The sequence below is a fragment of the Cupriavidus sp. 05T313 genome, from assembly GCF_056396665.1.
On the sequence record NZ_JBFTLX010000158.1, the window covers coordinates 1 to 15,800 of the forward strand.

The 15,800-nt window shown below is 65.5% G+C and carries 14 protein-coding genes and 1 pseudogene; 8 read left to right on the forward strand and 7 right to left on the reverse strand.

The window, feature by feature from the left end; genetic code table 11:
• The 3 genes from AC1DKD_RS27660 to AC1DKD_RS27670 form a co-directional block, all read right to left on the reverse strand.
• The coding region (locus AC1DKD_RS27660) for an alcohol dehydrogenase catalytic domain-containing protein (protein ID WP_477143944.1) at window positions 1-224 on the reverse strand (224 nt) is incomplete at its 3' end.
• 292 nt (window positions 225-516) lie between these two features.
• The gene (locus AC1DKD_RS27665) at window positions 517-1,518 is read right to left on the reverse strand and encodes an AraC family transcriptional regulator (RefSeq protein WP_477143945.1); all 1,002 of its coding nucleotides are present in this window, start codon (window positions 1,516-1,518) and stop codon (window positions 517-519) included.
• 191 nt (window positions 1,519-1,709) lie between these two features.
• Window positions 1,710-2,768 (reverse strand): beta-keto acid cleavage family enzyme, encoded by a 1,059-nt coding sequence (locus AC1DKD_RS27670; RefSeq protein ID WP_441633960.1) that lies wholly within the window; start codon window positions 2,766-2,768, stop codon window positions 1,710-1,712.
• A 288-nt stretch (window positions 2,769-3,056) separates the two neighbouring features.
• Here AC1DKD_RS27670 and AC1DKD_RS27675 point away from each other — a divergent pair, with 288 nt between their 5' ends.
• From AC1DKD_RS27675 to AC1DKD_RS27700, 6 genes are all read left to right on the forward strand, one after another.
• Window positions 3,057-4,046 (forward strand): Bug family tripartite tricarboxylate transporter substrate binding protein, encoded by a 990-nt coding sequence (locus AC1DKD_RS27675; protein ID WP_477143946.1) that lies wholly within the window; start codon window positions 3,057-3,059, stop codon window positions 4,044-4,046.
• 65 nt (window positions 4,047-4,111) lie between these two features.
• The gene (locus AC1DKD_RS27680) at window positions 4,112-5,827 is read left to right on the forward strand and encodes a long-chain fatty acid--CoA ligase (RefSeq protein WP_441633956.1); all 1,716 of its coding nucleotides are present in this window, start codon (window positions 4,112-4,114) and stop codon (window positions 5,825-5,827) included.
• A gap of 74 nt (window positions 5,828-5,901) precedes the next feature.
• The gene (locus tag AC1DKD_RS27685) at window positions 5,902-6,918 is read left to right on the forward strand and encodes an AraC family transcriptional regulator (RefSeq protein WP_441633954.1); all 1,017 of its coding nucleotides are present in this window, start codon (window positions 5,902-5,904) and stop codon (window positions 6,916-6,918) included.
• Window positions 6,919-7,402: 484 nt separating this feature from the next.
• Window positions 7,403-8,893 (forward strand): MDR family MFS transporter, encoded by a 1,491-nt coding sequence (locus AC1DKD_RS27690; RefSeq protein WP_477104395.1) that lies wholly within the window; start codon window positions 7,403-7,405, stop codon window positions 8,891-8,893.
• Between the two features lie 100 nt (window positions 8,894-8,993).
• The gene (locus AC1DKD_RS27695; RefSeq protein WP_441633950.1) at window positions 8,994-9,632 is read left to right on the forward strand and encodes a glutathione peroxidase; all 639 of its coding nucleotides are present in this window, start codon (window positions 8,994-8,996) and stop codon (window positions 9,630-9,632) included.
• A 179-nt stretch (window positions 9,633-9,811) separates the two neighbouring features.
• Window positions 9,812-10,603 carry an oxygen-binding di-iron domain-containing protein gene (locus tag AC1DKD_RS27700; RefSeq protein ID WP_441633948.1) on the forward strand — a complete coding sequence of 264 codons (792 nt, stop codon included), beginning with the start codon at window positions 9,812-9,814 and terminating at the stop codon, window positions 10,601-10,603.
• Window positions 10,604-10,612: 9 nt separating this feature from the next.
• Here the strand turns inward: AC1DKD_RS27700 and gstA are convergent, their stop codons facing one another.
• Entirely contained in the window at window positions 10,613-11,239 is a 627-nt protein-coding gene (gstA, locus tag AC1DKD_RS27705) for a glutathione transferase GstA (RefSeq protein ID WP_477104394.1), read from the reverse strand.
• Window positions 11,240-11,376: 137 nt separating this feature from the next.
• On the opposite strand from gstA, the gene AC1DKD_RS27710 reads away from it, so the two are divergent.
• Window positions 11,377-12,288 (forward strand): LysR family transcriptional regulator, encoded by a 912-nt coding sequence (locus AC1DKD_RS27710; RefSeq protein ID WP_477143947.1) that lies wholly within the window; start codon window positions 11,377-11,379, stop codon window positions 12,286-12,288.
• A 22-nt stretch (window positions 12,289-12,310) separates the two neighbouring features.
• Here the strand turns inward: AC1DKD_RS27710 and AC1DKD_RS27715 are convergent, their stop codons facing one another.
• A complete protein-coding gene (locus tag AC1DKD_RS27715) occupies window positions 12,311-13,204 on the reverse strand; it encodes a LysR family transcriptional regulator (RefSeq protein ID WP_477104393.1) in 894 nt (297 codons plus the stop codon).
• A gap of 173 nt (window positions 13,205-13,377) precedes the next feature.
• On the opposite strand from AC1DKD_RS27715, the gene AC1DKD_RS27720 reads away from it, so the two are divergent.
• Window positions 13,378-14,325: an NmrA family NAD(P)-binding protein gene (locus AC1DKD_RS27720; protein WP_441637656.1), complete on the forward strand. Its 948-nt coding sequence runs from the start codon at window positions 13,378-13,380 to the stop codon at window positions 14,323-14,325.
• Between the two features lie 12 nt (window positions 14,326-14,337).
• On the opposite strand, the gene AC1DKD_RS27725 is transcribed toward AC1DKD_RS27720, so the two are convergent.
• Window positions 14,338-14,808: an isochorismatase family protein gene (locus AC1DKD_RS27725; protein WP_441637654.1), complete on the reverse strand. Its 471-nt coding sequence runs from the start codon at window positions 14,806-14,808 to the stop codon at window positions 14,338-14,340.
• A gap of 83 nt (window positions 14,809-14,891) precedes the next feature.
• Window positions 14,892-15,625, reverse strand: a pseudogene (locus tag AC1DKD_RS27730) (aspartate/glutamate racemase family protein).
• Between the last annotated feature and the right edge of the window lie 175 nt (window positions 15,626-15,800).

Genomic DNA, 15,800 nt, shown 5'->3' on the forward strand with positions numbered 1-15,800 from the left:
CCGCCGACCTGCTCGCCGACGCGGACGACCTCGCCCGCAAACTCGACGCCAGGGGTCATCGGGTTGCCAGCCCGATGCTCCCGCATGTACTTGATCTCGCCAAAGTTGATGCCCGACGCAAAGACCCGGACCAGCACTTCATTGGGACCCGGATTCGGAACGGGAATATCCTGCACCTCGAGCCGGCCACCGTCGGCGCCTGGTATTACGCGTACTGCTTTCATCCTGTCTCCTGTTTAATGGCCCAGGAGACCAGACAAATGCACGGCCATCGCTCCTGAGCCCTGACGCTCAGGGATTCTCGGCAGTTCCACCCTCGGCCGCTTGACGGGACGCGCCACAACTTGGCCAATCGTGACAGCCATGCACGGGTGGGACCCGAGCAGCCGTCAGTCAGATGGCGGGCATGGATGGCGAGTCTTGATGGTGAGTATCGATGGGTGGTGGCTGGCCCGGGGTATCGATGCGGATCAGCCGCTCAGGGGGAGGGCCACAGTAGTGACAAGGCCCGCCCGGTCACACGAGCAAGTCGCCTCGCCAGCGAGTCGGCGACTTGCCAAATTGCGCGCTGAACCAGCGAGAGAAGGTACTTACCTCGGAGAATCCAACCAGGAGCGCGACCTGGGACACGGGATATCGCTGGTCCCCAAGGTAGCGGATGGCCAGGCTGCGCCGGACCTCGTTCACCAGGGAGGAGAACTCTTCGCCTTCCTGTTCGAGCCGGCGTTGCAGCGTGCGGGCGCTCAACCCGAGCTTCTCGCCGACCTTGTCAATGCCGCTTCGCCCCTGCGGCAAGAGCAGGTGGACCGCGCGGCGCACATTGGACGCCATGGAAACCTGTCTGCCGAGCAAATTCTGGTCGAGCAACTCCTTGGCGTAGCGGGATAGGTTCACGTCGCCCAGCGGATTGCGCCGGTCAAGGTCCTGACGGTCCAGGATGATGCCGTCAAAGTCGCAGCCAAATTCGACTCTCGTGTCGAACAGCCGATGGTGGATATGAAGACTTGCGGGCGCGAGATGCGAGAAGTGTACGCTGCGCGGCTTCCACCTTCCCCCAAGCATCGATTTCATCAGGCACAGCAGCGCGCCGACCGAAAGCTCCACAGGCTGCCTGCCAGGATTCGGCCTTTCCGTAATCAGCTGCTGATGGACGATGGCGATATCATCGATTTCCTCAACGTGGACGGTAACGGATTCGCTCAGCAGGTGACGATACGTCTCCAACTGCCCCAGTGCATGACGCAGCGTCGGCTGGTGCTGGAGCAGCAGGCTGACGGGACCGAAATCGGACAGCCGCCAGGCTTCGGCCATCAGCAGGCCGACGGAAGTGCAACTGGACGCCTGCTCGGTGGATTCGARCACCTTTGCCAGCCATGACTCCGGAACATGCAGGTCCGGCGAAAGGATACAAGACCGGTCGGCCCCGACGTGGTGGATCATGCGCTCCGGGTCGACACCCAAGGTCCGGGCAATCTCGGAGTACTTGACCAGGAGGGCGCTGCGAATCAGAGTACTCATGTGATCACTCGGGCGAATCCTTTGGCGGCTGAATCCTTGGCCGCCCAGGCGAGGAGCTACTGCGCATACAATTCATCACTGGCCGGCGGCGCGGCGTTGCAGCCGCGTTGTTGCCGCTGACGGTATCCAAGCGTACGGGCCGTGTCAAGCCTGCTATATCTTAGTAGTTGGCCCGTCGCCCGGACCCGCGCTCAGAACGTCTTGCGCAGGAAGCCCTGGTTGCCGCCGTTGCGATTTGGCGCGAAACCGTTCTCCTGCAGGGATTCCTCCACCGTGTCGTAGAAAACACCGATCCTGGAGATCTCGCGCGCCTGCTTCGCGGTGGCGATCTCGCGGCCGAACTCGCGCGAGATGCGCACCAGTTGCTCGATCTGCTTCACGGTGCTGATTTTCTCCGTGCGCGACTGGTTCCACAGGCAGTCCTCGGTGCCGCAGCGCACGTGCAAGCCCATGGCAATTCCCATCATGTTGACCGGCAGCACGTTGCGCACGTTGCTTTCCACCGTGACGACCGCGCCATCGGGCACCGCGCGCATGAAGTTGCCGAGGCTGTAGACATTGGGCGTATCCATGCCGCCGGCGATGGCCACCCAGTTCATGACCAGCGGGCCCTTGTAGAAGCCGCGGCGCATCAATCGCTCCACCGACTCGAAGCTGTTGAGGTTGTAGCACTGGAATGCACTCTGGATGCCCTTGGCCGTCAGGCGGCGGACGTGCTCCTCCACCCATCCTGGCTGCGCAGGCACTGTCATTTCCTTGTAGGCGCCGAAGATGGCAGGGTTCGCGCGCGAGGTGCCCGCGAAATCCGCATCCTCGGCCTGATCGGTGACGTTCATTTGCGAGGTGTTGACGGTCACCGTGACCTGGTCCGGCGTGGGCTCCAGGTCGGCCAGCATGTGGCGGGTATCGTCAGACAGCCACTTGGCGGCCTGGCCATCGTTCTCGGGGGCGAAGGAGATGGAACCGCCGACCTGGATGATCATCTCGGGCACCGCCTTGCGCACGCCGGCGATCAGTTCGTTGAACTTGGACAAGCGCTTGCTGCCCCGGCCATCGAGTTCACGCACGTGCAGGTGCAGCACCGTGGCACCGGCGTTGTAGCAGTCCACCGCCTTCTGGATCTGGTCTTCCATCGTGACCGGGATGTCCTCGGGAAAGTCGTCAGGCAACCAGCCGGGTGCATAGGGCGCGGCCGTGATGATCAGGGGCTGCTGGTTTTCGGGGAAGAAGTGGCCGTCGAGGAAATTCATGGTGGTTCTCCAGGGGGAAGGGCTGCTATCGGTTTGGTCCCCTGAGTATCTTGGGCACAAGCCATTCCCGCTTGCTAATCCGGGACATTCAATTGCTTACTTGGGACAAGGGCCAGCCGGCACACCGGTTGTCGCGATCCGCAAGATTCTGTCGTGCGATGCAAAGCGCCCGGATGAGCGAGCCCACTAGAATTTGCCCGAAGGCCATATCAGAGCCGGGCCGCAGCATCGAAGCATGCCGGTTGGCCCAGGAGCCAAGAGACTCTACCAACACAACTGGAGCGAGACATGCGCATCCCCCTGATTGCACGCCAGACGCTGGCGCTCGCGATTGCAGTCGTCCCACTGCTGTCGACCGCGCCAGCGGCGAATGCCGCCGAGTGGCCGGCCAAGCCTGTGCGGATCATCGTTGCCGCACCGCCGGGCGGCACGGCCGATATCGTGGCGCGCCTCTTCGCGAATGCGCTGCAAAGCCCGCTTGGACAGACCGTGATCGTCGACAACAAAGCCGGCGCGGCGGGAACCATCGGCGTCCACGGCCTGCTGTCGGCGCCACGGGACGGATACACATTCCTGCTGATTCAAAAGGGCATTGCCTCGGAAGTGCCCCACGCCATGCATGTGTCTTACGATCCGTTCAAGGACATTGTTCCGATTGCGCAGCTTACCCGGCAGGGTCTCGTGCTCATCGGCCATCCCGGCCTGCCCGCGAAAAACCTCGGGGAACTGATCACGTATGTCAAAGCGAATCCGGGTAGGGTCGACTATGCGAATTTCGGTGTCGGCCTGCGTGGCCAGACCATCGGCGTGCAATTCAATCGCCTTGCCGGACTGACGACGGGCACCGTGAGCTACAAGGGGTCGCCGCCTGCGCTGCAAGACGTGATGGGGGGGCACGTTCCGCTCATGTTCGACGGTCCGGCAACTTCGCTTCCGTTCATCAAGTCAGGAAAGCTCAGGGCATTTGCCATTGCCTACCCCAAGCGGATCCCCGCGCTGCCTGATCTTCCGACCTTCGCCGAACTGGGATTTCCCGACCTCAAGGAGGTCAGCTGGATGGCGCTCTGGTCGGCGCCGGGCGTACCGCCAGCCGCGGTGGCCAAGATGCGCGACGCCACGCTCAAGGCGATGCAATCGCGCGAGATCCGGCAGAAGATCGAAGACCTTGGCATGGAAGTCGGTTCACCGGCTACCAGCGAAGAGCTTTCCGTAGACGTGCGCGAATCCTACGAACRGCAGGGCAAGCTATTGCGCTCGATCAACTTCAAGCCCGAATGAAGATCCAGACGCGGCAGCGCTGGCGGGGGCTCAAGCAGAGTGTCAAGAAAGAGGGGGAGTAAGCGATGTTGCACGCAAGGCCGGATTTTCCACCGGCGCACGTAAATTCCGGTAAGGGGTCGGACGGGATTGTGTCGCCGGAAACGTCCATCTGGTACAACCTGGAAGTCACCACGCGGCGTTTTCCCGGCAAGACCGCAATCCATTGCCATGGCCATGCGGTGAGCTTTCGCGATCTGCATGCGCAAGCGATGGCCATTGCGGGATGGCTTCAGCACGAAGCCGGCGTCAGGAAAGGCGACCGGGTGTTGCTGTATATGCAGAACTGCCCGCAGTTCATCGTCGCCTACTACGCCATCCTGCGTGCCGGAGCGGTTGTCGTGCCGGTCAACCCAATGAACAAGGCCGACGAATTCCGTCATTACGCTACGGATAGCGCGGCCCGGGTGGTCGTGTGCGCCGCGGACGCCTTCGATACAGGGATTAGCGCGGACCTGCTGTCGGCTGGCCAAATTCAATGCGTGCTGATGACCCGCTATGCGGCGGACCTGCTTGCTGCCGATGCAGCCCCCGAGCCTTCGCTGCCGGCGTGGATGACGGCGCAGTACGAACAGCCTGCGTGGGCTGCCGGCAAGGTGTCGCTTTGGTCTGACGCGCTCGCAGCGGGCTGCGTCCCCGCACGAGATGACGCCGAAGCCGGCGACATGGCTGTCATGCCCTATACCTCTGGCACCACGGGCGCGCCCAAAGGGTGCATCCATACGCATCGATCCGTCATGCATAACGCGATCGGCAATGGCATCTGGTCGGCATGCGAGGCCGGATCGGTCGTCCTTTCGGTATTGCCATTGTTTCACGTGAGCGGCATGCAGCATGGCATGAACGCACCGATCTATTGCGGGGCTACTATCGTGATGCTGCCACGCTGGGATCGCGAGGCCGCGGGCCGGCTTATCTCGCAGCATGGCGTTACCCACTGGATGGGCAATCCAACCATGGTGATCGATCTCCTTGCAAGCGCGAATCTCGAGCAATTCAATCTCACAACCCTGCGCCACGTTGGGGGCGGAGGCGCGGCCATGCCGCAAGCGGTCGCAGAACGTCTGAAACAACAGTTCGGGCTCAGTTACCTGGAAGGATACGGGCTGTCGGAAACAATGGCCGCAACACACAACAATCCGAGCCATCGGCCCAAACAGCAATGTCTCGGTTTGCCGACCTTCAATACGGAAGCCCGCGTAATCGACCCGACGACGCTCAAGGTATTGCCGGTCGGCGAAGTCGGCGAGATCATCGTCAGCGGACCGCAGGTGTTCAAGGGCTATTGGGGAAAGCCCGACGCTACACGGGATGCCTTCATCGAACTGGAAGGACGAACCTACTTCCGGACCGGCGATCTGGGCACCGTGGATGGGGATGGGTACTACTTCATCACGGATCGCCTCAAGCGGATGATCAACGTGTCCGGCTTCAAGGTATGGCCCTCGGAAGTCGAGAACCTGTTATACAAGCACCCCGCTGTACAGGATGCCTGCATCATCGGCACCCATGACGCCTATCGCGGGGAGACAGTAAAAGCCCTGGTGGTGCTCAAATCCACCGCGAAGGACACGACGCCGGAAGAGATCATCGATTGGGCCAGGAAAAACATGGCAGCCTACAAGTATCCACGCGTGGTGGAATTCGTCGATGCGCTGCCCAGGTCCAGCACGGGCAAAGTGATGTGGCGACAGCTGCAGGAGCTGGAAAAAAGCCGTAGCGCGGCCAGTGGAAAGTCATAACGCAACGAGCAATGCGCAGCAAGTGCAGCAGGTGCGGCGCATCGTCGGGGTGCGCCGAGGCATTGGCGGAACCTATGCAACACGTCGGTAAACTGATTCGCAGTGCCAGCCTGAACGGCTACATCGAGCTGGTGGAGTCGCTCGGGCGCGATCCCCACGCCTTCCTGCGAGGGGTGGGGCTGTCGGCGCGGCTGCTCGAAAATCCCGAGACGCCAATCCCCAGCCACGCCGTGCGCGAATTGCTCGAAGTCACCGCGCGCGCCACCGGCGTGGAAGACCTTGCCCTGCGCCTGGCGGCGCGGCGCACCTTCTCCAACCTGGGGCCCATCAGCCTGGTGCTGAAGGAAGAGCCGACCCCGCGGCAGGCGCTCGACACCTTGTGCCGCTACCTGAAACTGCTTAGCGCTACGCTGATCACGCGTATCGAGGACGCCGGCCAGTCCGTCATCATTCGTGAAGAGCTTCTGCCCAGCCCCGGACTGGCCACGCGGCAGGCGATGGAACTGGCGGTCGGCGTGAAATTCCGCATTCTGCGCGAGCTGATCGGTCCCAAGTGGCGGCCGCTGGAGGTTTGCTTCACGCATCGCCCGCCGGTCGATGCGTCGGCGCACCGCGCCTTCTTCGGGCGCAGCCCGATGTTCAATCAGCCATTCAACGGCCTGGTCTGCGCGGCGGCCGATCTGCAGATGCCGCGCACGCCCGACAATCCGGGCGCCGCGCGCTTCGCGCGGGACTACCTGGAGGCGGCGCTGCGGCACCGCGATGAAGGCGTCCGCGAATCGTGCCGGGAGCTGATCCTGGCCTTGCTCCCGGGAGGACGCTGCACTACCCAGCAGGTGGCGCATCTTCTGCGCGTCGATCGCCGCACGCTGCACCGCTACCTCAGCGCGGAAGGGCTGACATTCTCAGTCCTRCTCAAGCAGGTGCGCTCGGAACTGGTGATGCGCCACCTGCAAGAGAGCGACCTGCCGATCGGCGAGGTCGCCGGGCTGCTGGGCTTTTCCGCGCAGAGCAGTTTCAGTCACTGGTTCCACGCCGCCTTTGGCTGCAGCGTCTCGGACTGGCGCAAGCGGGTGGCTGCCGGGGCGTGACCACCGCAGGCGCCGCTTATGCTGGAACGGGTACGGCAAAAAAATGYCAGCGCCTTTCCGCATGCGGCTTCTCGCCAATTTCCTGTCCGATAGCGGGGAGAACGGGAAAAAAGCACCCATGATCCGGCAAGACGCTCACGCCACGCCGCATCACAAACCAACTTAGCCCCGCACTCGATATTCAGTCTCCGCATATAATTATGCGTTCACTGAATTGGCCCTTCCCGAGCCGCCCATGTGGCCTCTGCTGCTACCGGCAGCACCTCCGTCGCGCAGCACTGGGTACGCGTTCAATCAGCTGAATTCAATCTTGTGGCCATGTTCCACGCTGTAAGCGGACAAAGAGTGTGACTTGTTTGCCGTTGGGCGCAACGCTGGCTACTCATGCTTACGTGCCGGCTGCCTTTCGATGTCTGTTTCCGCTTCGCCTTCTTCCTCCGTTGCCACTCCTGTCCCTACCCCTACCCTGAGCCACCAGGCCATCATGCGCGTGATCGGCGGGATCGTCCTGTGCATCCTGCTGGCGGCACTGGACCAGACCGTGGTGATCCCGGCCGTGCCGGCGATTGCCAACGACCTGAACGGCTTTGGCCACCTGTCGTGGATCGTGACGGCCTACCTGATCACTTCCACGGTTTCCACGCCGCTGTACGGCAAGTTGTCCGACACGTACGGCCGGCGGCGGCTGCTGATGCTGGCGATCGCGCTGTTCATCCTGGCTTCGGTGGCGTGCGCGATGGCGGCCTCGCTGGAGCAGTTGATCCTGTTCCGCGCGCTGCAGGGCATTGGCGGCGGGGGCCTGATGTCGCTGGCGCAGGCGGCCATTGCCGATGTGGTGGCGCCGCGCCAGCGCGGGCGTTACCAGGGCTACCTGGCTACGGTGTGGGCGGTGGCTTCCATCGCCGGTCCGCTGGTCGGCGGCTGGACTTCGGATCATCTCTCGTGGCGCTGGCTGTTCTGGATCAATGTGCCGCTGGGACTGCTGGCGATGTTCATGTGCCATCGCGGCCTGAGCCAGTTGCAGGCGCGCGGCGGCGCCGCGCGGGTGGACTGGGGCGGCGCGTTGCTGCTGACCGTTTCCATCGTGGCCTTCCTGCTGGCGATGAGCTGGGGCGGCGATGTCTATGCCTGGCTGTCGCCGGAGATCGCCGGCCTGGCCCTGCTGGCAGTGGCGGCAACGGCCGCGCTGGTCTGGCAGGAGCGCCGCGCGGCGGATCCGATGTTGCCGCCGCGGCTGTTCCGCAACCGCGCCTATGTGCTGGGCGTGGCGGCGTCCGCGATGGCGGCGCTGAATATCTTCCTGTGCATCTTCGCCTTGCCGCTGCATTTCCAGCTGGTGCGCGGCGCCGATGCTTCGGAATCCGGCCTGCTGGTGGTGCCGTTCCTGCTGTCCACGGTGGCGGGCAACTTTATCGTGGCCGGGCTGGCGCCGCGCCTGGGGCGGATGCGCGGCATCCTCACCGGCGGTTTCATCGCGGCGGCGCTTGGCCTGCTGGCGCTGGTGGCGGTATCGCCCGGCACGCCGCTGGTGCTGGTGCTGCTGGCGATGACGGTGGCCGGCGTGGGGCTGGGCATGGCGATGGTGGGCACCCTGATGACGGTGCAGAACGTGCTGGAGCGCCGCGATACCGGCGCCGGCACCGGCGCGCTGCTGGTGCTGCGTTCGCTCGGCAGCGCCTTTGGCGGTGCGCTGGCCGGCACCTTGCTGACGCTGGAGTTCCGCAATGCGCTGCAGGCTTCCGGCGTGAGCCAGGTCCTGGACCTGGGCGCGCTGCGCCACGGCAGCGAGGCGCTGGCCCATCTTTCGCCCGCGGTGCGGGACGTGCTGACGGGCGGCGTGGAGTCGGGCTTCCAGCTGATCTTCGCCGTGGGCGCCGTCGCCGCCCTGCTGGCGCTGGCGATCGTGCGCCGCATGCCGGACGTGGAACTGCGCAGCAGCGTGACCGAGCACGCGGCCACGCTGGCGATGGAGTAAGCGGGCGGGAGGCGGCACGGGCCGCGTCCGGCACAACGCCCGCATCCAACCGGCGGCCAACGGCGTAGACTACGGACAGACCACTTCTGGAGTCCCGTTCATGCGCCGTCTTCCCGTTCAACGCTCACGCGCCTTGCAACGTACCGCCTTGACTGGCGCGTTGATCCTGGCCGGCGCCGCAGCTGTCGTCGCCACGCCGCGTCTCGCGCGGGCCGCGGATGCCCCGGCCGCCGGCGCGGCGAAACCGGCCGGCGCCTGCCCGGCATCGCTGAACTTCAAGTTCCCCCGCTTGCAGGACGAGGCACCGCAGGACCTCTGCCAGTACGCCGGCAAGGTCGTGGTGGTGGTCAACACCGCCAGCTACTGCGGCTTCACCCCGCAGTACGAAGGGCTGGAGGCGCTGTACGCCAAGTACCGCGAACGCGGGCTGGTGGTGCTGGGTTTCCCCTCGAACGATTTCTCGCAGGAGCCCGGGTCTTCCAAAGAGATCGCGGACTTTTGCTACAACACCTACGGCGTGAAATTCCCGATGCTCGGCAAGTCGCATGTGCGCGGCAGCGATGCCAACCCCATGTACGCGCTGCTGGCCAGGCAGTCAGGCACCACGCCGAAGTGGAATTTCTACAAGTATGTGATCGACCGCAATGGCCAGGTGGTGGGCAGCTATAACAGCATGACCAAGCCGGACGACCGGCAGTTCGTCGGCAAGATCGAGCAACTGCTGGACGGCGCGCGCTAGGCAATCGGCGCCGTTCCAGAGCGGTGCCCGCAGGCGCGGGTACGGGAACGGCGCGCCTCTCCGCCCTCCGGCGTGACCGGACCCGCTGCATCGGGGACCGATTCGACCACTAATTGACCGGCGTCAAGCCGCGCAAGCGCCGCCATCGCTACTTTCGCCGCTTTGGGGAGAGACAGACGATGGCCATCACGCTATACGACGCCGGCGGGCATACGTGCCTGCTGTTTTCCGACCTGGTCGAGGAAGAGCACGGCGAGGTGGTGCAGACCAACCAGTTCCTGATCGTCGATCACGGCCACGGCGCGCTGATCGATCCCGGCGGGCACATGACCTACGGCGAGTTGTACCTTGCCATCAGCCGCTACTTTCCGCCCAAGCAGCTCGACTACGTGCTGGCCTCGCATGCCGATCCGGATATCGTCGCCTCGCTCGGGCGCTGGCTTACCGCCTCCGGCAGCCGCATCCTGATCTCGCGCGTGTGGGCGCGCTTCCTGCCGCATTTCTGCCAGGCCGGCAAGACGGAAGGGCGCATCGTCACCATCCCCGACGCCGGCATGCCGGTGCCGCTGGGCAACTGCACGCTGCTGGCGGTGCCGGCGCATTTCCTGCACTCGGAAGGCAACTTCCAGTTCTACGATCCGGTCAGCAAGATCCTGTTCTCCGGCGACCTTGGCGCGGCCATGACCAGCGCGCGGGAGGCGGGCACGGTGGTGGAGGATTTTGCCGCCCACACGCACGCCATGCTGCCGTTCCACCAGCGCTATATGAGCGGCAACCGCGCCTGCCGGCTGTGGGCCAATATGGCGCGCGAACTGGATATCGAGTGGATCGTGCCGCAGCACGGTCCGTCATTTCGCGGCAAGGCCATGGTGGCGCAGTTCATCGACTGGGTGTCGACGCTCGAGTGCGGGCTGGACCTGCTGAGCCAGGACAATTACAGGCTGCCGCCCTTCGCCGCCGCGGCAGCCTGATCCGCGCCATCAGTCGCGCGCCAGCCCTTCGGCCACCAGCGCCTCATGCACCTTGGGGCGCGCCGCCACGCGCGACAGGTAGGACTGCAGCGCGGGATAGGGGTTGAGCGGCATGTGGAGGATATTGGCCCAGTTGACGATGGCGAAGCAGTAGGCGTCGGCCACGGTGAACTGCCTGCCGGCCAGGAAATCGCGGGTGGCCAGGTGCTTGTCGAGTTCGGCGAAGCGCGTGGCCACCTTGGCCATGCATGCCTCGCGCGTGCTCTCGGCGGTTTCCTTGTGCCACAGCCACGGGCTGAAGACCTTGTGCAGCTCGGTGGAGACCAGCGTCAGCCAGCCCACCGCTTCCAGGCGCTCCCTGGTGCCGGCGGCCGGCAGCAGCGCCCTGGCCGGAGCGAGGTCCGCCACGTATTGCAGCAGCGATGCCGCCTCGGTATGGCGCGAGCCGTCGTCCAGCTGCAGCAGCGGCACATAACCGCGCGGGCTGACCGCGTAGAAATCATCGCTGCCGTGCTCCGGCTCGGCCAGCTTGTGCGTGGCCAGGTCGACCTTGGCGAGGGTGAACGGCAGGCCGGCTTCGCGCAGCGCGATATGGACGGCCAGCGAGCAGGCGCCAGGGGTGTAGTAGAGCTTCATCGGGTTGTCCTTGGAGGTGGAATGGTTCGGCGTTTCGGGTTTCGCCGCCACGGCTTGTGGTGGCTGTGCAGGCAGTCTAGGATTGCAGTGATGCAATCACAATGCGTATGAGCGCAAGTCATGACTGCAAATTTGCAATGAACATGCCATATCAACTCTCCTCTCCCGACCTGGACATCGTGCTTGCGCTGGTACGCGGCGCCACGCTGGCCGAAGCCGGGCGCCGGCTCGGGCTTGATGCCTCCACGGTGTTCCGCGCGCTGCRGCGCATCGAGAAAGGCCTGGGCCGGCGCCTGTTCGAGCGCAGCCGCTCGGGCTACCTGGCAACGGAACTGGCGCAGCAGTTCGCCCAGCATGCCGAGCGCATCGAGGCCGAGCTGGAAGCGGCGCGCGCGCATGCCTCGGTAACGGCGGGCACGGTATCGGGCCTGGTGCGTATCACCACCACCGATACCGTGCTGCACGGCATGGTGCTGCCGGCGCTGGCGCCGCTCGGCCGCCGCCATCCGGGGCTGAGCTTCGAGCTGATCGCCACCAACGAGCTGGTCAGCCTGACCAGGCGCGATGCCGACATCGCCGTGCGCGCCACGCGGCGGCCGCCCGATCACCTGATCGGCAAATGCCTCGGCCGCTTGCGCGTGGCGGTGTTCGTATCGCGCGAACTGGCCGAGTCGGCTGGCGTGCCGGTCCCGGAGCCGGGCGCGCCGTTCGACGCGGCCGCGCTATCCGCCCTGCCCTGGATCGCGCCCGATGAGGCCATGCCCGATCACCCTTCGGTGCGCTGGCGGCGCAAGCACCTGCCGCGGGTGACGCCACAGTACCGCGTCAACAGCATTGCCGGCGTGGTGGAAGCGGTGGAGGCCGGACTTGGTGCCGGCGTCGTCTCGCTGATGATGGGCCGGCGCAGCGGCAAATTGGTGGCGCTCAGCGGCCCGCTGGACGAGTGCGAGACGGACCTTTGGCTGCTGACGCATCCCGAGTCGCGGCATCTGCGACGCATCGCCACCGTGGTCGGCCATCTTGCGGAGCATGTCAGGCTCGACGATTGAGACGGGCCACGCTCCCTGCGGCTTACGCCGATGCCAGCGCGGCGGGAATGGCGCTCGCGAGAAAATCGTAGACCGCGCGGATGCGCGCGCTGCCGCGGATCTCCCGGTGCACGGTGAGCCAGACCGGCAACGGCGGGATCGTCAGCTCCGGCAGCACGATCCGCACGCGCGGATCCCCGGCGGCGATATAACGCGCGGCAAAACCCACGCCCAGTCCGGCGCGGATCGATTGCCACAGCACGATATCGTCGTCGCTGCGCACGCCGAACGCCTCGCGCGAGACCTCGACGCCCATGGCGCGGAAGCCGCGCAGGATGGTGTCCTCGCGGTCATAGCCCACCAGTTCGTGGCGCAGCAGGTCCTGCGGCGTGCGCGGCACGCCCTTGCGGCGCAGGTAGTCGTCGTGGGCGCAGGCGCACAGCGGCACGCTTGCCACCTTGCGCGCGATCAGCGAGGCCTGGCTGGGCCGCACCATGCGGATGGCGATATCCGCCTCGCGCCGCAGCAGGTTGCTGACTTCGTTGGACGACACCACCTCGATGGCGAGCTGCGGCTCGCGCAGGCGCAGGTCCGCCAGCAGCGGTGGCAGCAGGAAGCTCGCCACCGCGCGGCTGGCCGACACGCGCACGCTGCCCGCGATGCCCGCCTGGCCGCGCGCCAGCGTGCGCGCCACCGCATCGGCGCCCTGCTGCATGGTGCGCGCATGCCCGGCGATGGCGCGCGCGGCGTCGGTGGGCTGCAGGCCGTGCCCGGTGCGCTCGAACAGCGGCACGCCGAGTTGCGCCTCCAGTTGCGCCACATGCCGCCCCAGCGTGGGCTGGCTGCTGGAAAGCCGCCGCGCCGCGCCCAGCAGGCTGCCGTTTTCCATCACCGCCAGGAAGGAGCGCATCAGCGCCCAGTCGAATTCTTCGGCCATGTCCTCTCTCTTTCCCTGCCGCTCTCGGTATTCAAAAATGAATTCGTGAGTTACCAGATCATGCAATTGTGAGGCAGCGGGGAATTGCCCACAATGGTCTTCATCGGGCCTGCCTGTCAGCCACGCCATCCCGGCGGGCTGCGCGGGACGGGCGGCAGAGCAAGGAGAACATCGTGAGCGAAACCGTATTGATCCTCGGTGCCAACGGCCGGCTCGGCCGCACCCTGGAGGATGCCTTTGCCGCCGCCGGCTGGAGCGTGCTGGCGCAGGCGCGCCGCCCGCTGGCCGGCGCCGTGCCGCAAGGCGTGCGCAGCCTCGCCATCGACGTGGCCGACACCGCGCAGTTGAGCGCCGCCGCGCGCGGCGCCAGCGTGGTGGTGAACGCGCTGAACCCCGTCTACACGGAATGGGAGCACCATGCCGAAGCGCTCGCGCGCAGCGCAATGGATGTGGCGCAGGCACTGGGCGCTCTGCTGCTTTTCCCTGGCAACGTCTACAACTACGGCGAATCCATGCCACCGCTGCTGCGCCCCGGCACCGCCGAGCGTCCCGGCACGCGCAAGGGCCAGATCCGTTGCCTGATCGAAGCGGCCATGCGCAAGCGCGCCCCGGCGCTGCGCAGCGTGGTCATCCGTGCCGGAGATTTCTTTGGCGGGCCGGGGCGCGGCTCATGGATGGACCTGGCGATCGCCAAATCGCTCGATCAAGGCAAGGTCGTCTACCCAGGTCCGCGCGACCGCGCGCACGCCTGGGCCTACCTGCCCGACCTGGCGCAGGCATTCGTTGCCGTGGCGCAGCGCCAGGCGGACCTGCGCGGCCATGCCGTACTGCATTTCGCGGGGCATACGCTGACGGGCGAGCAACTGGTGAGCGCGCTGGCGGAAGCCAGCGGCATGCAGCAAGCGCCGCGCGTGGGCGGCATGCCCTGGTGGCTGATCCGCGCCGGCGGCGCGGTAGTGCCGATGTGGCGCGAACTCGCCGAGATGGCCTACTTGTGGAAGGTGCCGCACGCGCTCGACGGCACCGCGCTGCAAGCGCTGGTGGGCGAATTGCCGCGCACGCCGCTCAGGCAGGCGCTGCGCGAGAGCCTTGGCGAACTGGGTTTGCGGGTGGCGGCCTGAGGGCGGTAAGTGTTATTGCGCCATGGCCTCGGCGCGCGTAATGACGCTGCCGAAATGATGCCGCCACAGCTTTACGCCCAGCGCGCCGGAAGGATCGAGAGATGAACCTACGGTGAGATCGGAAAGCAGCGTGGGCTGCAGCCCGGCATCGAACAGCGCGAATCCCGCCGCCAGCACGCATGTCTCCGTCTGTATGCCGGCGACAAGCACCCGCTCGGGCGCCAGCTCACGCAGATATGCGATCGCATCGCCGGACGGAAGATAGCCATGTTTCACAAACACGCGATCCGCCGGAATCAGGGGCGCATCGCCGGTGCCCGGCGCCCAGCCAAGCTGGCGCATGAATGGCGTGCGCGCTTCGTCATGGTGCTCCACGGTCGCCACCGAGGGCATCCGGCCCACCAGTGGCAGCAGGCCATCGATCAGCCATTGCGGCGGCGAGAAGGTGGGCTGGACATCGACGATCAACAGGGCTTGTCGCAAGGTACTCTCTCCGGCGGTCGCATCGGAATGCTTGGCCGACGAATTATAAGAGATGACCGAGACAGCCCCGTCCAGCGTCACAGTTAATCCAGCATCGCCGCCAGCGTCGGCGGCAACCCGTGATTCGGCTTGCGCGGAGGCCGCGCGAAGCTGCCCTCGGCGGCACCGACAGGCGCCAGCGCGATCAGGCTCTCGCAATGGCGGATCGCGCTCGACACGCCATCCACCACCGGCACCGGAATCCGGTCCTTGAGCGTGCGCGCCAGTCCGGCCAGCGGCGCCCCTGCCACGATGATCACATCAGCGCCATCCTCCCGCACCGCCTTCAGGCTCAGTTCCTCCAGCCGCGCCGCATGATCCTCCTGCACGCTGCCGATATCGCGCAATGGCTGTTGCAACGCACGCTGGCCAGCCGCGAAGTCAGCCCATTCGCCGCGACGCACTCGCGATACCAAGCCTCGATCCGATGCGAGATCGCGATAATGGAAAAACGCCGCCCGAGCAGGCAAGCGCTAGCCAGCGCCGCCTCCGTCATGCCCACCACCGGCACATTGAACAATTCCTTCAGCCCCGCCAGCCCCGGATCGCCAAACGCAGCCACCACCAGGCCATCGAACTGCCCCTGATGCTCCGCCGCCACGCAAGCCGTAGCGTAGCCCCCCACCAGCGCCTCGAAACGCGTCTCGATATAAGCCACGCCAAACTGCGCCGTCGCCATCGTCAGCGAAGTACCAGGCGAAGCCGTACGCGCAGCTTCCGCGCGAATCAGCTCGGTAACGCTCTCGGAAATATTAGGATTAACAACAAGAATACGCATGATCAAATCCGGAAAAATGCACCGCCTGTAAGGCCCCCAGGGGCCACCTATCACGCGATGCGAAGCGAGCCGTCAAGGTGTACCAGGCCGTATGGGGCGCCTCGTCGTCAGGCAAAAAGAGCGGAAAAGAGGGGGCCATGTTTGAGTATCGCCTTAAGGCGATGCGAGTTTGGCC